We start from the raw sequence: 17,492 nt of genomic DNA, 5'->3' as shown, positions 1-17,492 counted from the left end.
CTGTCGTTTTTTTTTGTTTTGGAATTAAGATTCTTCTTTAGGGATAAATTCGAAGATCTTACCATTCTCAAAGGATTCTATTAATTTTAGCAACCAGCGGTAGTAATTAATGGATTCGGTAATCTTCTCTTCATCTGTATTTAAGAGCTGCATAAGTTTACTATCGTCACTATACTCTTTTTTCATATCGTTAATTTCTGCAAGTGATTTCGCTAGTGAAATCATATTTCCTTCGACGGCTTTTCTCCATTTAATAGAGAAGTAATCACTGAAGTTCTGATGCCAGTCAGGCACAGTGGTAAACAGGTCTTTGCGAGTCCCTCTCCCCCAAACTTTATCGATCATTTTCAGATCTAGGAGGGTACGGACTCCCGTACTCATGGACGTTTTGCTCATTCCCATTGTTTTGCTAAGCTCGTCCAGTGTCACTGGACCTTGATTGAAATACATATAACCGTATAAATGCCCAATGGATAAAGTGATGCCGTATAGGTCCATATTTTTACCGATAGAGTCTATCACGCGTTCACGGGCCTTACTAATCTTCTCTATTTGTTCGGGTGTTAACCCTTCTAAATCGTTCATGATGTCCCTCCTGAGGAATAGGTCGATAGACTGCTGCAACCTTATACAATGTATTGTAATCAAATCCCCCTCCATAAGTAAAGAAATCATGAAGAAAGGAATTTGGTGTAAAACAGAGTATTCTATACATAAAGTACGTAAAGTTAAAACTGTACACTAAATTTTATCCGTATATGGTGTTTGCATGAATTTTCAATAGTCCGGTACACTACTATAAGTGAACTAAACCCGGATATATTTTCGGGAGAAGGAGGACGGCATGGCTATTATAGAGGTGAAAAAGCTAACCAAAGTATTCGGTCATGATGCGGGAAAGGCGATTCCATTATTAGAGCAAGGGTGGTCAAAGGAAAAGATCGCTCAGGAATTAAAGTTGACGGTCGGAGTCAACAAAGCCGAATTCAGCATTGAAGAAGGAGAAATATTCGTAATTATGGGATTGTCCGGCAGCGGTAAGTCAACGTTGGTTCGTTTGTTGAACCGTTTGATTGAGCCTACAGGGGGACAAGTCCTTTTTAAAGGAAAAGACGTCGTTAAAATGAACCCGGAGGAGCTTCGGCAATTTCGGCGCAAGAACATCGGCATGGTGTTTCAGAAGTTCGCATTGTTTCCACACCGAACGGTATTGGAGAATGCGGAATACGGACTTGAGGTTCAGGGCGTAGATAAAAAGAAGAGAACTGAACGGGCCATGGAGGCATTGCATCTAGTGGGTCTAAAGGGATGGGAGAACCATCGCCCGGATCAACTCAGCGGAGGGATGCAGCAGCGTGTGGGACTAGCAAGAGGACTTGCTAATGACCCAGATATCCTGCTCATGGACGAAGCCTTTAGTGCACTAGATCCGCTGATCCGTAAAGACATGCAGCAGGAGCTGCTGGAATTGCAGTCCAGAGTGAAGAAGACGATTGTGTTCATCACTCATGATCTAGACGAAGCCCTGCGGATTGGTGATCGGATTGCATTGATGAAAGACGGTGTTATCGTGCAGATTGGTACGCCGGAAGAGATTCTCATTCAACCTGCCAATAAATATGTAGAGCGGTTCGTGGAGGATGTGGACTTGTCCAAGGTGCTAACAGCAGCTCATGTGATGCGGCAACCGGAAACGGTTAGACCTGAGCGTGGACCTCGGGTAGCACTTCAATTAATGCGTGATAGCGGCATATTCAGCTTGTATGTGGTAGACAAAGAAAACAAGCTCTTGGGTGTTATTACAGCTGAGGACGCAGCACAGGCACTAAAGGATAATAAATCCATCCTAGAGGTTACACGGCGGGAGATTCCTCGTGTATATCCAGAAACGCTGCTCAATGATTTCTTTGAACTAATATCTGAGACACATTTGCCTGTAGCCGTCGTAGATGAAGCGGATAAATTAAAGGGCATTGTGATTAAGGGAGCCGTTCTTTCCGCACTCGCGGGTAACGCGGTACCGGAAGGAGAAGGATCTTAATGGACATTCCAAAACTGCCTTTAGGAAAGGCCCTCGAGTGGTTGGAAAACTGGCTAACTACGTATTGTGGCCCCTTGTTTGACTTTATCGCTACAATAATCGGTGGAATGGTTTCTGCAATTGAAGGTGCGCTGACCTTCCTGCCTGCATTAGTGCTTATCGTACTTATTGCAGCTTTGTCTTATTGGATTGGGAAATGGCGCATGGCTTTATTTGCGGTAATCGGACTGCTCTTAATCGATAATCTCGGATTATGGGGACCTTCGATGCAATCTTTAGCCCTTGTTCTAACCGCCTCGATATTGGCTGTAGTAATCGGCGTACCGATTGGTATTTTGTGTGCGCAGAGAAATGCGGTTAGAAATACAGTTACGCCTATTTTGGACTTTATGCAGACGATGCCGGCATTTGTGTATTTATTGCCAGCGGTATCTTTTTTCTCACTTGGGGTAGTTCCAGGTGTAATTGCATCGATCATCTTTGCGATTCCACCGACAATTCGTTTGACCAATCTCGGTATTCGTCAGGTTTCAGAGGAGTTAGTTGAAGCAGCCGATGCTTTCGGTTCAACACCAACTCAGAAGCTGGTTAAATTGCAGCTGCCGATCGCACTGCCAACGATTATGGCAGGCGTCAATCAGACGATTATGTTATCACTCTCGATGGTTGTCATCTCATCTATGATCGGTGCGCAAGGTGTAGGTGCCTATGTATACCGCGCGGTATCGCAGGCTAAGACAGGAGATGGGTTCGAGGCGGGGATTGCTATCGTTATTATAGCTATTCTACTCGACCGTTTAACGCAGAATGCACTAAAACCAAAACAGAGATAGGGGTTTTAAATAGATATGAAGAAAAAAAATATAGGTATATTCCTGTTAGTGATTATGATGATTACTGTTATTGCCGGATGTTCATCCACTAGTAAAGAAAAAGTGAAATTGGCATATGTGGCATGGGATTCCGAAATTGCGAGTACTTATGTTGTTAAAGAAGTACTTGAAACTAAGCTTGGAGCTACCGTTGAAATGCTACAGGTAGATGCAGGCCCAATGTGGGCAGGGGTTGCTGATGGTAGTGCGGATGCTATGGTCGCAGCTTGGTTACCAAGCACGCATGCAGCTTATTTAGAGAAGTATGGTTCGAAAATCGAAGATTTAGGTGCTAATTTGAACGGAACTAAAGTTGGTTTAGCGGTTCCAGCGTACATGGATATTAATTCTATTGAAGACTTGAAGAACAGTGACCTGGCAGGTAAATTGAGCAATCGAATTATCGGAATTGAGCCTGGTGCTGGTATTATGACGACGACTGAAAAGGCTATTGCGGAATATGGTCTTAGTGAATATACGCTTCTAGAAAGTTCATCGGCAGCGATGGCTCAGGAGCTGCAAAAAGCCTATGACAACAACGAGCCTATCGTTGTAACGGGTTGGACACCACACTGGATGTTCGCCAATATGGACCTGAAATATCTGGAAGATCCAAAAGGTGTATATGGTGCGGATGAGCAAATCCATACGATGGTTCGTCAAGGTCTGAAAGAAGACATGCCGAATGTCTATAAGTTCTTGGATCAATTCGAGTGGACAGCAGAAGACATGGCGAAAGTAATGGTTGAGGTTCAAGGTGGGAAGTCACCAGAAGAAGCTGCTAAAACTTGGGTAGAAAACAACCCAGATAAAGTGAATGCGTGGATTCAAGGTGTAGAATTGTAAGTAGATAGAATTCTGTGGTATGATGTGAAGAATCAATGGATTACAAAAGTGTAACTTGTACGCTAACCACTGTTCTTTACAAATGCACTTCATAAGCAAAATCATTCAATAAAACACCCCGGAAGGGGTGTTTTTCTTGGGAATATAAGCAAAGTATTCAAAGGAATATCTATACTTTGCTTATATTTTAATGCTCACACTTATGCTTTAGCGAAGTAAATCAGGAGGCAGCTGCTGCAAGGAGTCAAGAGAGGAGACTGCTTCATGACAGAGACCATAAATACCTGGATAGATTGGCTGCTGCAAACGCTTGGCCTTAGTGGACCCTCTATTTTATTTGTGACGATTCCATTGGCGCTGTTGCAGAGTATATTAGGATTTTTTCCGTTCGTAATTTTGATTGTCCTCCATGTGTCAGTATTTAACGTTATTGGAGGTATGATAATTAGTTGGCTGGCTTGTAATCTGGGTGGAATACTGATGTACTTCCTCATTCGACGATACCTTTACAATTGGTTTGATCGAAAATGGAGGTCCAAGCTGAAAAGGTATGATAAATGGCAGCGTTACTTGGACCGATATGGAATTTGGACGCTGGTCCTTCTACGTACGATTCCCATTATTCCGAACAATATAATCAATTTTATGTCCGCTGTTTCACCGATAAAAGCATCATCTTTTATTTGGGGAACCGTGCTTGGGAATCTGTCTTACATTTGGCTATTCGGTACGATCGGCTCAAGTCTAATTGTCCCTAGGGAAGAATGGAATGGATATATTACTTGGTATGCCGTGTTTATCGCTATTCTAATCGGTATCTTTATACGGCGGCACTGGGACCATCTACAGGAAGATAAACGGAGTAGAATGCACTAATATTAATTGATCATCAAATAAATGAAGAACGTTTCTTTGGCATTATCCGCCGGAGGGAACGTTCTTCTTTTTTGTCTTCTTTCCGAATACCTTAAACTAAGTGGAGGTGGCTTGACCTCTACGTAAGGTGGGAGGGACTATCGCAATGGGGAGATTAAGAAAATGGGGGAACCGAGGGCTAAGATTACCTGATCTAGGTCAGCTTCGGCTGCCAAAAATAAATGGGGGCGGGACGCCGAGGTTCTCTGGAAGAAGCTCCGCGTTCAAGTCAAAACCTAGTAGGGCAGCGGCAAGACCACAGAGTGCACGCTTTGAAGCTAAGCGAAGTAGAAGTCATATGAGATCATCCAGTAGGGCAGAGAGAAAGATGACCGTTTCCGGCGGAAACACGCGTAAGCCAAGAAGCCGGCGCAAATTTTGGTTGATTGCATCCTTGGTATTGATTGTGCTTGTGCTACAAGCACTGCGATACGTGGAGCTGCACATGAAGCCACCTATCTTGCATTTAGCGCAAATTCGTGTGAAGCAAATCGCAACAGAGTCGATAAATAAAGCGATTACTTCACAAGTTGCGAACGGAGGAAATGCGGAGGAACTGATTGATTGGAAGACCGATAAGAACGGGAAAATATCAGGCTTTATGTTGAACTATGCGGAGCATATGCGTATTACTTCGCAAGCAGCAGAGGTAATCCAGACCACGTTGCAGGATTTGCATAATCAGACAGAATATATTCCGCTCGGTCAGGCACTAGGTAGTCCTCTCATCGCCTCTTATGGACCTGATATCCCGATCAAGATTGAACCGCAAGGTGCTGTTAAGGTTGAACTCAGCACTCGCCAGCAAAATGCCGGAATTAATATGATTTTAGTTGAGGTCTATATCCATATTGTTACGGAGGTAGCGGTGGTTATTCCTTTTGACATGGAGCCCCAAGTAGTGGATACGGAAATTCCTGTGTCATATTTGATGGTCGTCGGAGACGTGCCTATGTATTACTACGATAATCAGGGTCAGCCTGTCGGAGCTAATGGCAGCAGTGCCCCGGGAATTGCTATTCCTGCACCATCTGTAAGTGGAGATAAAAATGGAGTATCAGATCAGAGCAAGGATACCCCTGGGAATAGCCAAGAGGATAGCAATTCATCACCAGCTGCACCCAATTCTTCGAATACAGGCGCAGCTCATACAGAAGAAGGCGGCAAAGGTGTAAATGGAGGGAATTAAGGGATATCGTGCTTAACCGCTCATAGACTATTGGTAGAGTTGCTTTAAATAAATGGAGCGTGAGTCCAAATGTCACATGAATCGCTGAATATGGAACGCTTGGCAGGGAGATATGGTTTCCTTGAACGTGCCGGACTTTTACCCTTGCCAAGTGAAGATGGGATTTCTATTGTAGTTGAGCTTAGCCGTATGGAATGTGCCAGGGTCTGTTTACCCCTGCTGCTGCGCCACTCAGGAGTGGCTGTGCGCATTATTGCTGTTTCAATGACGCCCGATTTCCCCATGGAGGTATTAGCAAGACAGTTCTCGCCAGAGGAACCAGTGCTCTTCCTACCCTATGAGAAGGTGGAGTATATGCCGAACCTAGCTCTGGCCCATATCGAGACCACCTTTGCTGTTCTGCTTGAAGATTCGATTATGGTATCGCCTGGCTGGTTAAGCGAGTTAATGTGGGCTTCCTTTGATGATGCTTCCGTTAGAGTCATTGCTCCGCGTTCTTCTACCGAGAGAGGGGAAGGGAAGAAACGGCTTCACTTTGGTACTCATCATGAATTAGCTGAGCATGTAAGCTACAGTCTTGGGCGGTATCAAGGCGAATGGCGCGAGGTGGAAGTGCTAACCGGATCTTGTCTTCTATTCACTAAGGAATTGATTCAGCGAATTGGCGGCTTTGACACCTCGCTTCAAGCGCGGCATCTCATGATAGCTGACTGGTGTCTCCGAGCGCGGCAGATTGGAGCGAAACTGGCACTGAGTGAAGCTGTGTATGTTCATGCTATTCAGTCACTGGATAGATACCTGAGAACGAAGGACGAATCCAAACAGACGAATGGCTGGCAGACATACTACAAGAAATGGGCACTTGAAAGCGGGATAGAGAACGAAGGACTTTTAGTACCGCCTACTGAATTCTTAAAATTTCCACAGCCGGTTATACCATTGGGCAGGATACCCTTAGCTTCTCCGTTGGTAACGGCCATAGTGTATTGTGATGAAGCTTGGGATTGTGATGAGCTGAAGGAGCAATGGATAGCTGCACGCGAGCAGCAGAGCTACAAGTATATTCGCTGGATTTGGATCAGAGATACTTTGCTGGACGCTGCTCCTGAGTTTCCGGTTAGCGAACATGATGTAGTGATAACGGTTCATGGTGAGGATGGATGGTTACGGGCGTTAAAGAACGCATCTGCATTATATGAGAGTGATATCATTCTGTATTTGTCCACTTCTATCCAATATGAGAAACATTATATTGAGCGGGTGGTGAAGGCCATAACCCAAGGCTCCGCTGATCTGATCGTAAGTTTATCGACTGAAATGGAGGAAGCGGGGGTTCATTTACTTGCAGGGGGAGATTCAGCGCTCACTCTACCTCTTGAACGTATTGCTTACAAAGGAGGGATCGTGCCCGGGATGATTAGCAATAGGAAGTTTACTTCCCGTCAATTGCTGCTTCACCCTAATGCCTCTCTGGTAATAGGCTATATTGGGGATTTGTCCGATTCCAAGGAGGCACACCCATGAAATATTTAATTCTAAGCGGAGGTTCTTGGGAGGACTACGAATATAAAAGATTGCTAGAGCTTCTTCCCAACCGGGAAGGGGTCTGCTTTGCTGGACGAATGACCAGTGAGCAGCAGACTAACAATCAGATTAGGGCAGTTGCGGCTGCAGATATTTATTCTTTGAACATGAAGCAATACACGATTCTTGTCTCTTCTCCTTATTGGCTCACAGAGGTTCTCTCCTTGCAGGCAGCTTATGTAGTGGCTCTGCTAGAACGTTGCCCGGAAGAAGAAAAGAAGTGGTTATGGGATAAATACAGCGGTTTGCTTGGCGCAAAGGCTGACCTTGTAGCCACCCGATCTGAACGGATATATCTAGAGCAGAGCTTACGCAGGGAAGGTGTGCTCTATCTCGGCGGGGATCAGCAGGAATCCTATGGAGCTACCTTTCAGGGAGATCGGCTGTATTTTCTTACGGATTATGAGGTACTGTGGAGGAAGGCCATAGTGAACTTGTGGCAGGATTCAACGATATCACCTGCTAATTGGTTTACTATACAGCTTGAGTTGCGGGCGGATTATTACATTTCCATGTGTGCTAAGCTGCCCAGTCAACCTGTTGTACATTACTTGGCAGCTTCCTATCTGTACTTGTTGGGGGATCCCGTAGCAAACCGCTATCTGACGCAATCCTTTGAGCTCATGGTGCTGTATGAATATTTAGATTGCCTTCATTCACATTTTCGCTTTTTTTCGGCTATAGAGGGTAAGACTGGGGATTTGGAAACAGCTGTTCAACAATATACGATTACGGCATTTACAGCTGAGGAGAAGCGGGATGCGGAAAGACTGCGGGGCTGGCTTCACTCCGGGCAGTACGAACTTGTCCGGGCAGAGCTGTTTCGCTTGAATGAGGATGAAGCTGCGGCAGTACGAATTCTGAGTTCGCTGACTACCTCAGAGGCGAAGCTGTTATTGATTCAGAATTATATTCGGACCTTCCAATGGGAAAAAGCGCTAGAGCTTCAGCAAGATTTGGAGGGAAGTGTAGATGGGGTTATAGAAGGCACAATACACTTGCTACATGGCAGACGGCATGAGGCTATACGCAGCTTCTTGAATGCGGCAGGGCAAGACAATCAGGCGTGGCCGCTTTTATCAGAGATGGCAGATCTAGAAGAGGCGGTAAAACGATTGAAAAGGAGAGTGGAGGGATGAGTAGTCATAGATGGCCTCTCCGCAAAACAGCAGGTAACCGCTTGACCGCTATGATGCAGGTTCGAAACGAAGCTGGAAGGTATCTGGAGCAGGTACTTGAAGAACTGAGTGAGTTTGTGGATGATATTGTAGTTGTTGATGATGGAAGTACAGATCATACGGCACAGTTATGTCGTTCTTTTGCCAAGGTTACGAAGCTTGTGACACTGGAGACCTCCTTGTTTAATCGGGAGTGGGAGCTAAGGCAGATATTATGGGATTTGGCGGTATCTACGAATCCGGATTGGCTCCTGTCTGTAGACGCTGATGAGTTCTATGAAGAGACAGCTAAACGGGAGATGAGACGGCTGATTGATCAGGATGTGTATGACTGGGTATCTTTCCGGCTATTTGATTTCTGGGGTGGTACCACCCATTATCGTGAAGATGAACATTGGAATATCCATACGAAGCATACTCGTACACTTGTCCGATATTTGCCGAATTTTCATTATTTCTTCCCGAAAATGGATCATCATGTTCCTAGGCTGCCGCTTTCTTACTCTGTATTACCGGGTTTTCTTGCCGAACTGCGGGTGAAGCATTATGGATGGGCGGTTCCGCCGGAAGAGCTTCGACTTAAATATTCGCGTTATATGGAGCTTGATCCAGAGGGGCGCTGGGGGAGTCTGGAGCAGTACCAGTCCATTCTAGATGCGCAGCCCCATTTGATCGAATGGAAAGAATAGCTCTGAAATCCGAATCTGCCAGTCGGTTAGGTCTGACTGGCAGATCTGACGAGCAGCCCCCATGGGATTTGAACTGAGGAAATCCCATGGGGATAAGCTTTTGCCGCGAGTATGAGCTTGTAGTATGAGAGACCGACTGCAGCGGTAGTTCCCCCGATTCTGCGCAAAGCCATTTCATCTGATTGAGCGATCTTTGGAGTTTCCCCACAGGAGCAAGCTATTGCCACATATAATAGCCATTCGGCACAGTCCGTCGAGGCATTATAATGAGGGGTTTGACTGAGATAGATGGAACACCACTGTTTCTTTACGGGGATAGGAGCCTCAAGCAATCCATAGTATAAGGGCTGCGGCAGCTTGCACCACTGGAATAAAGAGCCCTCTGATTGTCGATAAAGCGATAATACACTATCCCAAGCACCGACCTGAAGCAGCAATTGCATAGCGTAGCTCAGATCAGGAAGAGCAGGCTTAATGTCAGAACGACCTGTTAAGATATGATGAATTGTTAGCATCCCCGGTCTGTATGGCGATATGGAGATAAGCCACTTCATGGCTGATTCAGTATCTCCAGCACGGCAAGACAAAGCCCAGAGATAGCCGAGTATAGATGAACGTTCGGAGAGAATAGATGGATTATGAAGCAGCTGCTCAAGCGGTGCTAGGGTGTGTTCCCCCTCTTGCTGCTGAGTACAATCAAGGAAAGCCTGCACAATGGTTTGAACGGCTAACGGTAGCTGCGAAGCAAAAGAGAGAGTGACCAGCCATTCAAAGTCACGAGCATTGAGCGCCGCGGGCACAAGATAGCCTAAGGTAATTGGTGAGAGAGCGTGGATATGGCAGCGGGTCAATGCGATCATACTTAACCTCTCTCCGGATAGCAGGCTTAGTGGGACAAGCTGTTTCCACGCATCCGTATAATCTGGTTTGAATTGTATAGCATCCTCGTAGTGTTCCCGCGCGTTTGGATATAGAAATAACTTCTCGCATACTCTGCCCGCTAGTAGTTCTGTTCGATACGTTCCACTTCCCGAAGAAGATGGATGTGGATGTGCTGTATCTCCGCTCTTCAGTGCTTGCTGCAAGAAGTGTCTAGCTTGTCTAAGCTGTCCTTGTTCGAGCAACAAAGCAGCATAGCCCTCTAATAAATCAGTGAAATCAGGAAACAATAAGCTCCCCGCATGAAAGACTTCCTTAGATTCCTGCTGCCTGTTACATCGTTGTAAGGCATAGGCAGTCTTTAGATAAATATCGGAGGCATACCCGGATTGGGTTGGAACATCAGCGAGTAATGGAAGAAGTACATCTGCCGCTGCATGATATTGTTCCTGTTGATAATGCTCTACCCCTAGTGCATAACGAAGGATTAGATGGTTCGGTTGAAGCTGCAGACCACTATTGATGAGAGCTAAATTGCGCTGGTATTTATTTTTGTGCTGTAGTTCATCCTCTAAATAACCGTAGTGATAAATACGCAATTCAGCGTAAGCGATCTCCCCCGCAGGAAGCTCCCAAATGCTGCTGGCCGTCTCCTCATGAATGATTCCACGAAAGATGATTCTTTTATCGTTTCTGAACAGGCGGCAGACATGATCGGTAACAAAATCCGCTTCAGGGGCGTCACCGATATAGTGGATAATGGGTAGCCAATATCCGTGAATATGCGCTGCGTCCAGCAGGTGCTGGAGCTGCTCCCTCCTCCAATGATCTACAGCCTCATCGGCATCAAGTACTAGAATCCAAGAGGAAGTTGCATGCTTCAGACTTAGGTTTCGTGCTTTCGAGAAATCATTCTCCCAAGTCATATCGATGATCTTTGCACCGAACTTAGTTGCTATGTCTATGCTATTATCCTCAGACCCGGTATCCACAATGATGATTTCTGATACGATTCCTTGCACAGAAGACAGGCATTTCTCCAGGTGGTTCGCCTCATTCTTAATGATCATACAAAGTGTGATATCGGGTGTGGTCATAGGAAACGTCCCTCCTATTCTGAAACTTTGGGAAGCGGAAGAGCTAGGCGTACTCTTTTGACCGCTGGTGAATAGGTAGCAGAAGAGGATAATGAAGCAAGCAGACGATCCGCTAACATAATCTGTGAACGCCCCTGCTCAGATGCTTGATTAAATGCCACTTCTATAGAAATGGGCTGCTCTGTGGCATTTATCAGCTGTGCGGCTGCTTCATTACATCCCTCACTCTGTAATAATTCTAGGAGAATCCTGTTCTTAGTCACTGTGTAGTCTGGCAGATGAGCGTGGAACCAACCGTAAATCTCACTCTCACGACCTGCACATTTCAGGGCTCGTAGTAGCCGGGCAATGACGGGAGTAGGTTCGGGATGAAGCTGTGCGGTTTTGGTGTAACAAGCAATGGCTTCGGTCTCATCACCCATCTCTTCACATAATTGACCCAGCATATAATAGGTTAAATATGAACCGAATCCAGCCTCAGTATGGTAGCCGGGAGGAGCAGCTCCGATGACCAGCGCTTGTAGCAACGATACTTTGGCTTCTGCAAAGGCACCTAATTGTAAGAGTAGAGCCCCTTTGATATGAGCTAAGTCTGGGTAATCCGGATGTGAGCTAATCCCACGGTCACAAGCTGCAAGCGCCCCAGGATAATCTTTTAATTCTGCAAGCGAGCGAATTTCATATTTGTGCAGCAGGTGGATGTAACTTGTATCAGGCGGTGCCTCTTCTAGTGATTGTTGGATATGTTTTAGAGCAGGTTGATACTCCCCCAGACGCATATACTCAACAGCCATATTAAAATGGTGGAAAGGATCTTTAGGATTTAACCTTAGCTGCTCTTTCAGCAGCTCGACATTTCGTTTGATTTTATCTTTCTTGACGACTACCCCTTCTGCGTAACCATAATGATGGATGACTACAGTGGTCAAATGCATCGGTGCCTGGGGTGTAGCTGTTATGATAGCCTCAGCGATCTGTTCATGAATGATACCGCTAAACCGGTACTTAGGGCGATTACGAAACATCCGAATAATCGGATTGACGGTGATCGTCTGTGAAGCGGGGGTTAGCCCTTTATGATTATGAATGCGTAGGAAAAATGCCTCGTACTCCATATGCTCGGCACATAGCAGTAATTCTCCCTTGCTCTCCTCACTTAATTCCTCATCTCCATCTAGAACAAGAATCCATTGTCCATGGGCCTGCTGGAGACCCGCGTTGCGGGCAGCAGCAAAGTCGCCGCTCCAAGGGTGTTGTATGATTTTGGCCCCGAAGCTTAGGGCAATTTGAACCGTGGCGTCGTTGGATCCAGTATCGACTACAATGATCTCATCGACGACTCCGCGTACGCTTTTTAAACATTGGCTCAAGCTATCTCCTTCGTTCTTAACGATCATGCATAAGGAAATTAGTGGCTTTCTTCTTGAGTGGTTCATAGGGATGACCTCCCTTCGCTCTGACGGAAGCTCCACTGAGTGTGCCAAGATGTACGATTTAGCAAGGTAATGGATTTACGGATAGCTCCGATATCCTCCTGCAAGGGGCCATGAGCATGGGCATCCTTTAAACTTTGTAGAGCATCTTCCATACTCAGCTTCGCTTGCTGAAGATAACAGAGGGATAAGCCGATTCTTGCGGATTCATGCTCAGGCTCTTGTTCCAGCGCTTGCTGAAACCATTCACTGGCTTCGGAATAATGCCCTTTGTCAAAGATCATCTCACCAATATAAAAAAGCACGCTTGCATCGGCGATCTTATCACGAACAAGTACAATAAATTCCTCTCCTGCGGCCTGCCAATTCCCTTCTTTATATAATGCTGTGGCAAATTCAGATCGATAAGCAGGGAACAAGTCCACTAAAGTATGACTAAGTGTGAGCTGATGCAGCTTTACGGATTGCCCGATGAGGTCGGAAAGGAATGAGGAATATATGTGATCTACCTCTATTTCTACCGGACATGCCACTCGTTGGCGTTGGGATCGCTCAATGTATTCCAGTCCAGAACGAAGTTCACCTGATATATGGTTGAGCAAGTCCTTTTTAAATTCTCCATATCGTTCCCATTGGCAAATGGCCCAAAGAGTATACCACTGCTTTTGATGCTCTAAACCAAGGTGATCTTGGGAAGCCAGTGAGGTCATCTGCCCTATAGCTGTACTCGCGTCTTCTAGCTTGCCGGTGATGATGAGTGATGAGATGATTCTACATGCAGTATCCAATTCCAATGGAAAAATATCTCGGGATAAGGTAGTTATGGTCTCATAAGCGTTTATCTCATATAAACTGTCAATGATCGCGGATCTACTGATTGAGGTAGTTGGGGGAACGAGTTGGATTAGTAAAGTTGCGATTTCCTCATCGGGGACAGCTAAGCGTTGAAAAGCAGCAGCAATCCCCTGCAAGGCGGGCGTATATAAAGAATGGTGTTGAAGTGCACGATGAAAAAATCTCGCAGCATCCTCAAGAAGACCAAGCCGCTGTGAGATTAAACCCATCCGGTATAGGGGGCGAAAGGTACTCATTCCTTGTTCACATACATATTTTCCGCTAAGCACCTCATGCTCAGGAATGGACTCTGCATGTTGATAAGCTAATAGCGCACGTTCCAAAAGGCCTTGGCTCTCCAAAGATTGCCCTAACAAAAAATGCAAATCAGGATAGTCGCCATAACGTTCCAGTTCAATCATCAGCAAGGGGTCAATCGCATTCATTTTTCCTTGAGCATGATAAATTTTACAGAGATCCCTAATCATCGTAGGACGATAGGAGGCTTCGAGTACTACATGGTGAAGGCCTTGACGAAGCAACGTCTCAGCTTCCAGAAGACGACCGTCCTGACAGAAGTTTACTGCTAAATTATAGGAGTGGAAAGGATCATCCGGATATTCGGTTAAAGCGAGGTGCAGCAGGTGTCTATTTCGATTGATTTTATCTTTTCGTGTCATGATTTCAGGTAAATATCCAAAGTGTATAATCTCAAGTTGACTGTGCTCAATCGCCGAGAGGTTATGTTTGCTAAGGATTGAAGTGTCAATTCCCTCATGAATTCTTCCACTATATTGATAACCCTGTCCATTTCGGAATAAGCGGACTGCACTGTGTTTTACCTTATCTTCAGGTCGTACGCCAACCCAATTATCAATGTTTACTGTAAAAGCCTGAGCTTGTGTGTTCTGCAGAAGGCTGCGGATTTCTGTAAGTGGGGTCTGCAAGCACTCATCGGCATCAAGGATAAGAATCCAATTTGTTGAGGCATGAACGAGCCCTTCATTACGAACTGCCGCGAAATCGTCTGTCCATTCCCGTTGGAAGACTCTAGCCCCGTACGCTTCGGCAATAGCTATGGATTCGTCGGTAGAGCCCGTATCGATCATCACAATTTCGTCAGCACCAGCTATGCTTGCGAGACAGTGAGGTAGGAGATCAGCTTCATCTTTTACGATGAGGTGGACGCCAAGCGTAATATTATTCACGGTTGTTCCTCCTTGGAAAGCATTATGTGTTTGTTGCACATATGTATAGCTGCTGACACAAGCATAAACGCCTTCGGCGTCCTTATAGTTAAAGAAAAAGCACATGGATATCCATGTACTCTTTCTTGTTACAACATATGATGGTCATTTGGATTACGTGCCCTGAGCATTGAAACTTACATTGATCGTGGATGCAGAGCCAGAATTGGCTGATTGATAGGATAGGCGGGTGTATTTCAGGAATCTGGCTGGCACGATGACATCGATAGAGCCTGCTGCTAAAGGATTATCCCCCGTGGTATCGACGAAATAGTTCGTTCCATCAGCACTGATTTCCACACGTGTGTTGACCGGATTTGCCCCAGTATTGTTAATGAAGAAGGAATACGTTCCCAGTACGCTCGTAGTAACGGCTGGTAGAGGTGTATAGGTATTAGCAGTCGCAATACCTGTAGTGGTCTGTTCTATAAAGCTGCGTTGTGAAATAGAAGTGACACTACTTAGAGTACCAGCTGTGATCGTAGCTCCGAGCACACTAGTAATGGTGCCGTTAAGGATGTTGGTGACTGTACCTGCGGAAGATAGAGTACCAGCTGTGATGGTGGCACCGAGTACGCTGGTGATGGTGCCGTTAAGGATGTTGGTGACTGTACCTGCAGAAGACAAAGTACCAGCAGTAATCGTAGCTCCGAGCACACTAGTGATAGTCCCGTTAAGGATGTTGGTGACTGTACCTGCGGAAGATAGAGTACCAGCTGTGATGGTGGCTCCGAGTACGTTAGTGATGGTGCCCTCAAGGATGTTAGTAATAGTACCTGCGGAGGACAAAGTACCAGCTGTGATGGTAGCGCCGAGCACGCTAGTAATGGTGCCGTTTAGGATGTTGGTGACTGTACCTGCTGAGGACAAAGTACCAGCTGTGATGGTGGCTCCGAGTACGCTAGTAATGGTGCCGTTTAGGATGTTTGTAACTGTTCCGGCGGATGATAACGTACCTGCTGTTATGGTTGCCCCAAGCACACTAGTGATTGTACCGGCAGTAATGGTAGCACCGAGCACGCTGGTAATGGTGCCCTCAAGGATGTTGGTAATAGTACCTGCGGAGGACAAAGTACCGGCAGTAATCGTAGCGCCGAGCACGCTAGTAATAGTCCCGTTAAGGATGTTGGTAACTGTTCCTACGGAGGACAAAGTACCCGCAGTAATTGTAGCGCCGAGTACGCTAGTAATAGTCCCGTTAAGGATATTGGTAACTGTACCTGCGGAGGACAAAGTACCGGCAGTAATTGTAGCACCGAGCACGCTAGTAATGGTGCCGTTAAGGATGTTGGTAACTGTACCTGCGGAGGACAAAGTACCCGCGGTGATCGTAGCGCCGAGCACGCTAGTAATAGTCCCGTTAAGGATATTGGTAACTGTACCTGCGGAGGACAAAGTACCGGCAGTAATTGTAGCACCGAGCACGCTAGTAATGGTGCCGTTAAGGATGTTGGTAACTGTACCTGCGGAGGACAAAGTACCCGCGGTGATCGTAGCGCCGAGCACGCTGGAAATGGTGCCGTCAAGGATAATCGTTGTTAGATTTCCGCTTGGATCTGTAGTGAGCGGATGATCAATCAGCGAGGCATCTCGGCCGAATATAAGCGTTCTTAGATTATCAGGATTCGCTTGAAAAGAGCTATAGTTAGGCAAAGTTCCTCGTCCTTTCCTTATAAATGATTGAGTTATACCAAAAGACTGGGCTTGGACGTATACACAATCTTGCTTGCCAATACCTTTTGAATGTAGCGTGGAGGCGGAGACTAACAGGGTGATCTCCCTGATTCTTAATTGTGTAAGAGATCATCGTTTTAGCTCCGCTTTTTTTTGTTTTAATTTGCTGCGCTTTTTAAGCTCCGGCCGTTATGGATTTCATTCACTTCCTACGGGCTTTCTGGAACTCAATCCATGAAAAGGCCCAAACCGTCGTTTGAGCCCTGAGCCTAAAAATAAACCGCAGTCCAATAAGCTGCAAACCGATAGGGACAATCCTTAGCCATTCGAATGGTTTGATATTAATATATGGTGGGAAATAGGGGGTGATTGGGCAGAAAAAGCAATATACGCACATTCCCACAACCTGTTACTGAGTGTGGCATAAAATAGAATAAGCTTAAGTACGGGGAGGATAACTCATGCCGAACGACTCAGTATTCAATCAGAGTAGCCAGCCACTTTTTACAGAACAAGTCAATACGTATGTTGCACCTGGTATAGATTCAGCTCCTGAGGGGGGAGCAGCTAAGGCGGGGTTATTGTTTGGAATCCCATTTACTTCTACGGTAACGACGGCTGCCCCGTTAGTTATTCAGATTAGTAATCCGGGAGGAAGCGGACGTACCTTATATGTATCCCGTGTTACTGCCAGCTCAGCGACGGCGGCGGTTACTTTATCACTACTTCGGAACGCTACGGTCACCGGAACCACCGTTACACCGATTAATTATAATTTTGGCAGTGCGTTAACCAGTGTTATGACGGCAAGAACCTCTACGGCTGCGCCTACTGGAGGTCCGGCTACTCTAGTATCTCTATTGCTGGCGGTCGGTCCGGTCATTGTTGATTTTACTGGACAAATTGTTGTTCCTCCCGGAAATTCCATCACTACCTCCGTAACGATTGCATCGGGGTCATCAGCGGCGACAACGTCTATCAGCTGGTGGGAATATTAGAAACAGGAGGGGATAA

At 46.0% G+C, this 17,492-nt stretch carries 14 protein-coding genes; 9 read left to right on the top strand and 5 right to left on the bottom strand.

Going from position 1 to position 17,492, the window contains the following annotated elements; all coding sequences use genetic code 11:
* Window positions 1-24: 24 nt before the first annotated feature.
* On the bottom strand, window positions 25-585 hold the full coding sequence (locus H70737_RS25015) for a GbsR/MarR family transcriptional regulator (RefSeq protein WP_042191677.1): 561 nt from the start codon (window positions 583-585) through the stop codon (window positions 25-27).
* 259 nt (window positions 586-844) lie between these two features.
* Here H70737_RS25015 and H70737_RS25010 point away from each other — a divergent pair, with 259 nt between their 5' ends.
* From H70737_RS25010 to H70737_RS24975, 8 genes are all read left to right on the top strand, one after another.
* Window positions 845-2,041 (top strand): quaternary amine ABC transporter ATP-binding protein, encoded by a 1,197-nt coding sequence (locus H70737_RS25010; protein WP_042191675.1) that lies wholly within the window; start codon window positions 845-847, stop codon window positions 2,039-2,041.
* Entirely contained in the window at window positions 2,041-2,874 is an 834-nt protein-coding gene (locus H70737_RS25005) for an ABC transporter permease (protein ID WP_042191673.1), read from the top strand. Before H70737_RS25010 ends, H70737_RS25005 begins: the two co-directional genes overlap by 1 nt.
* A 15-nt stretch (window positions 2,875-2,889) precedes the next feature.
* Entirely contained in the window at window positions 2,890-3,759 is an 870-nt protein-coding gene (locus H70737_RS25000) for a glycine betaine ABC transporter substrate-binding protein (protein WP_042191671.1), read from the top strand.
* A gap of 264 nt (window positions 3,760-4,023) precedes the next feature.
* Window positions 4,024-4,635 carry a TVP38/TMEM64 family protein gene (locus tag H70737_RS24995; RefSeq protein WP_042191669.1) on the top strand — a complete coding sequence of 204 codons (612 nt, stop codon included), beginning with the start codon at window positions 4,024-4,026 and terminating at the stop codon, window positions 4,633-4,635.
* Window positions 4,636-4,780: 145 nt separating this feature from the next.
* The gene (yunB, locus tag H70737_RS24990; protein WP_371915736.1) at window positions 4,781-5,863 is read left to right on the top strand and encodes a sporulation protein YunB; all 1,083 of its coding nucleotides are present in this window, start codon (window positions 4,781-4,783) and stop codon (window positions 5,861-5,863) included.
* Window positions 5,864-5,932: 69 nt separating this feature from the next.
* Window positions 5,933-7,387 (top strand): glycosyltransferase family protein, encoded by a 1,455-nt coding sequence (locus H70737_RS24985; protein WP_042191665.1) that lies wholly within the window; start codon window positions 5,933-5,935, stop codon window positions 7,385-7,387.
* Window positions 7,384-8,586, top strand: coding sequence for a hypothetical protein (locus H70737_RS24980; protein ID WP_042191663.1), 1,203 nt, complete (start codon window positions 7,384-7,386; stop codon window positions 8,584-8,586). The genes H70737_RS24985 and H70737_RS24980 overlap by 4 nt, the downstream gene beginning before the upstream one ends.
* Window positions 8,583-9,314, top strand: coding sequence for a glycosyltransferase (locus tag H70737_RS24975; protein ID WP_042191661.1), 732 nt, complete (start codon window positions 8,583-8,585; stop codon window positions 9,312-9,314). Before H70737_RS24980 ends, H70737_RS24975 begins: the two co-directional genes overlap by 4 nt.
* Window positions 9,315-9,340: 26 nt before the next feature.
* Here H70737_RS24975 and H70737_RS30005 read toward each other — a convergent pair whose 3' ends face one another.
* From H70737_RS30005 to H70737_RS31375, 4 genes are all read right to left on the bottom strand, one after another.
* Window positions 9,341-11,290: a glycosyltransferase gene (locus H70737_RS30005; RefSeq protein WP_052404415.1), complete on the bottom strand. Its 1,950-nt coding sequence runs from the start codon at window positions 11,288-11,290 to the stop codon at window positions 9,341-9,343.
* 14 nt (window positions 11,291-11,304) lie between these two features.
* Window positions 11,305-12,726, bottom strand: coding sequence for a tetratricopeptide repeat-containing glycosyltransferase family 2 protein (locus H70737_RS24965; RefSeq protein WP_042191658.1), 1,422 nt, complete (start codon window positions 12,724-12,726; stop codon window positions 11,305-11,307).
* On the bottom strand, window positions 12,723-14,765 hold the full coding sequence (locus H70737_RS24960) for a glycosyltransferase family 2 protein (protein WP_042191656.1): 2,043 nt from the start codon (window positions 14,763-14,765) through the stop codon (window positions 12,723-12,725). The genes H70737_RS24965 and H70737_RS24960 overlap by 4 nt, the downstream gene beginning before the upstream one ends.
* A gap of 153 nt (window positions 14,766-14,918) precedes the next feature.
* Window positions 14,919-16,457: a DUF6385 domain-containing protein gene (locus H70737_RS31375; protein WP_231573345.1), complete on the bottom strand. Its 1,539-nt coding sequence runs from the start codon at window positions 16,455-16,457 to the stop codon at window positions 14,919-14,921.
* Window positions 16,458-16,939: 482 nt separating this feature from the next.
* On the opposite strand from H70737_RS31375, the gene H70737_RS24945 reads away from it, so the two are divergent.
* On the top strand, window positions 16,940-17,476 hold the full coding sequence (locus H70737_RS24945) for a hypothetical protein (protein WP_042191654.1): 537 nt from the start codon (window positions 16,940-16,942) through the stop codon (window positions 17,474-17,476).
* Window positions 17,477-17,492 lie beyond the last annotated feature (16 nt).

Origin of the sequence: Paenibacillus sp. FSL H7-0737, assembly GCF_000758545.1 — a bacterium.
GTDB lineage: Bacteria > Bacillota > Bacilli > Paenibacillales > Paenibacillaceae > Paenibacillus_AQ.
The sequence above is the reverse complement of the archived record's forward strand: the minus strand, read 5'-3'. Positions and strand labels throughout refer to the sequence as shown.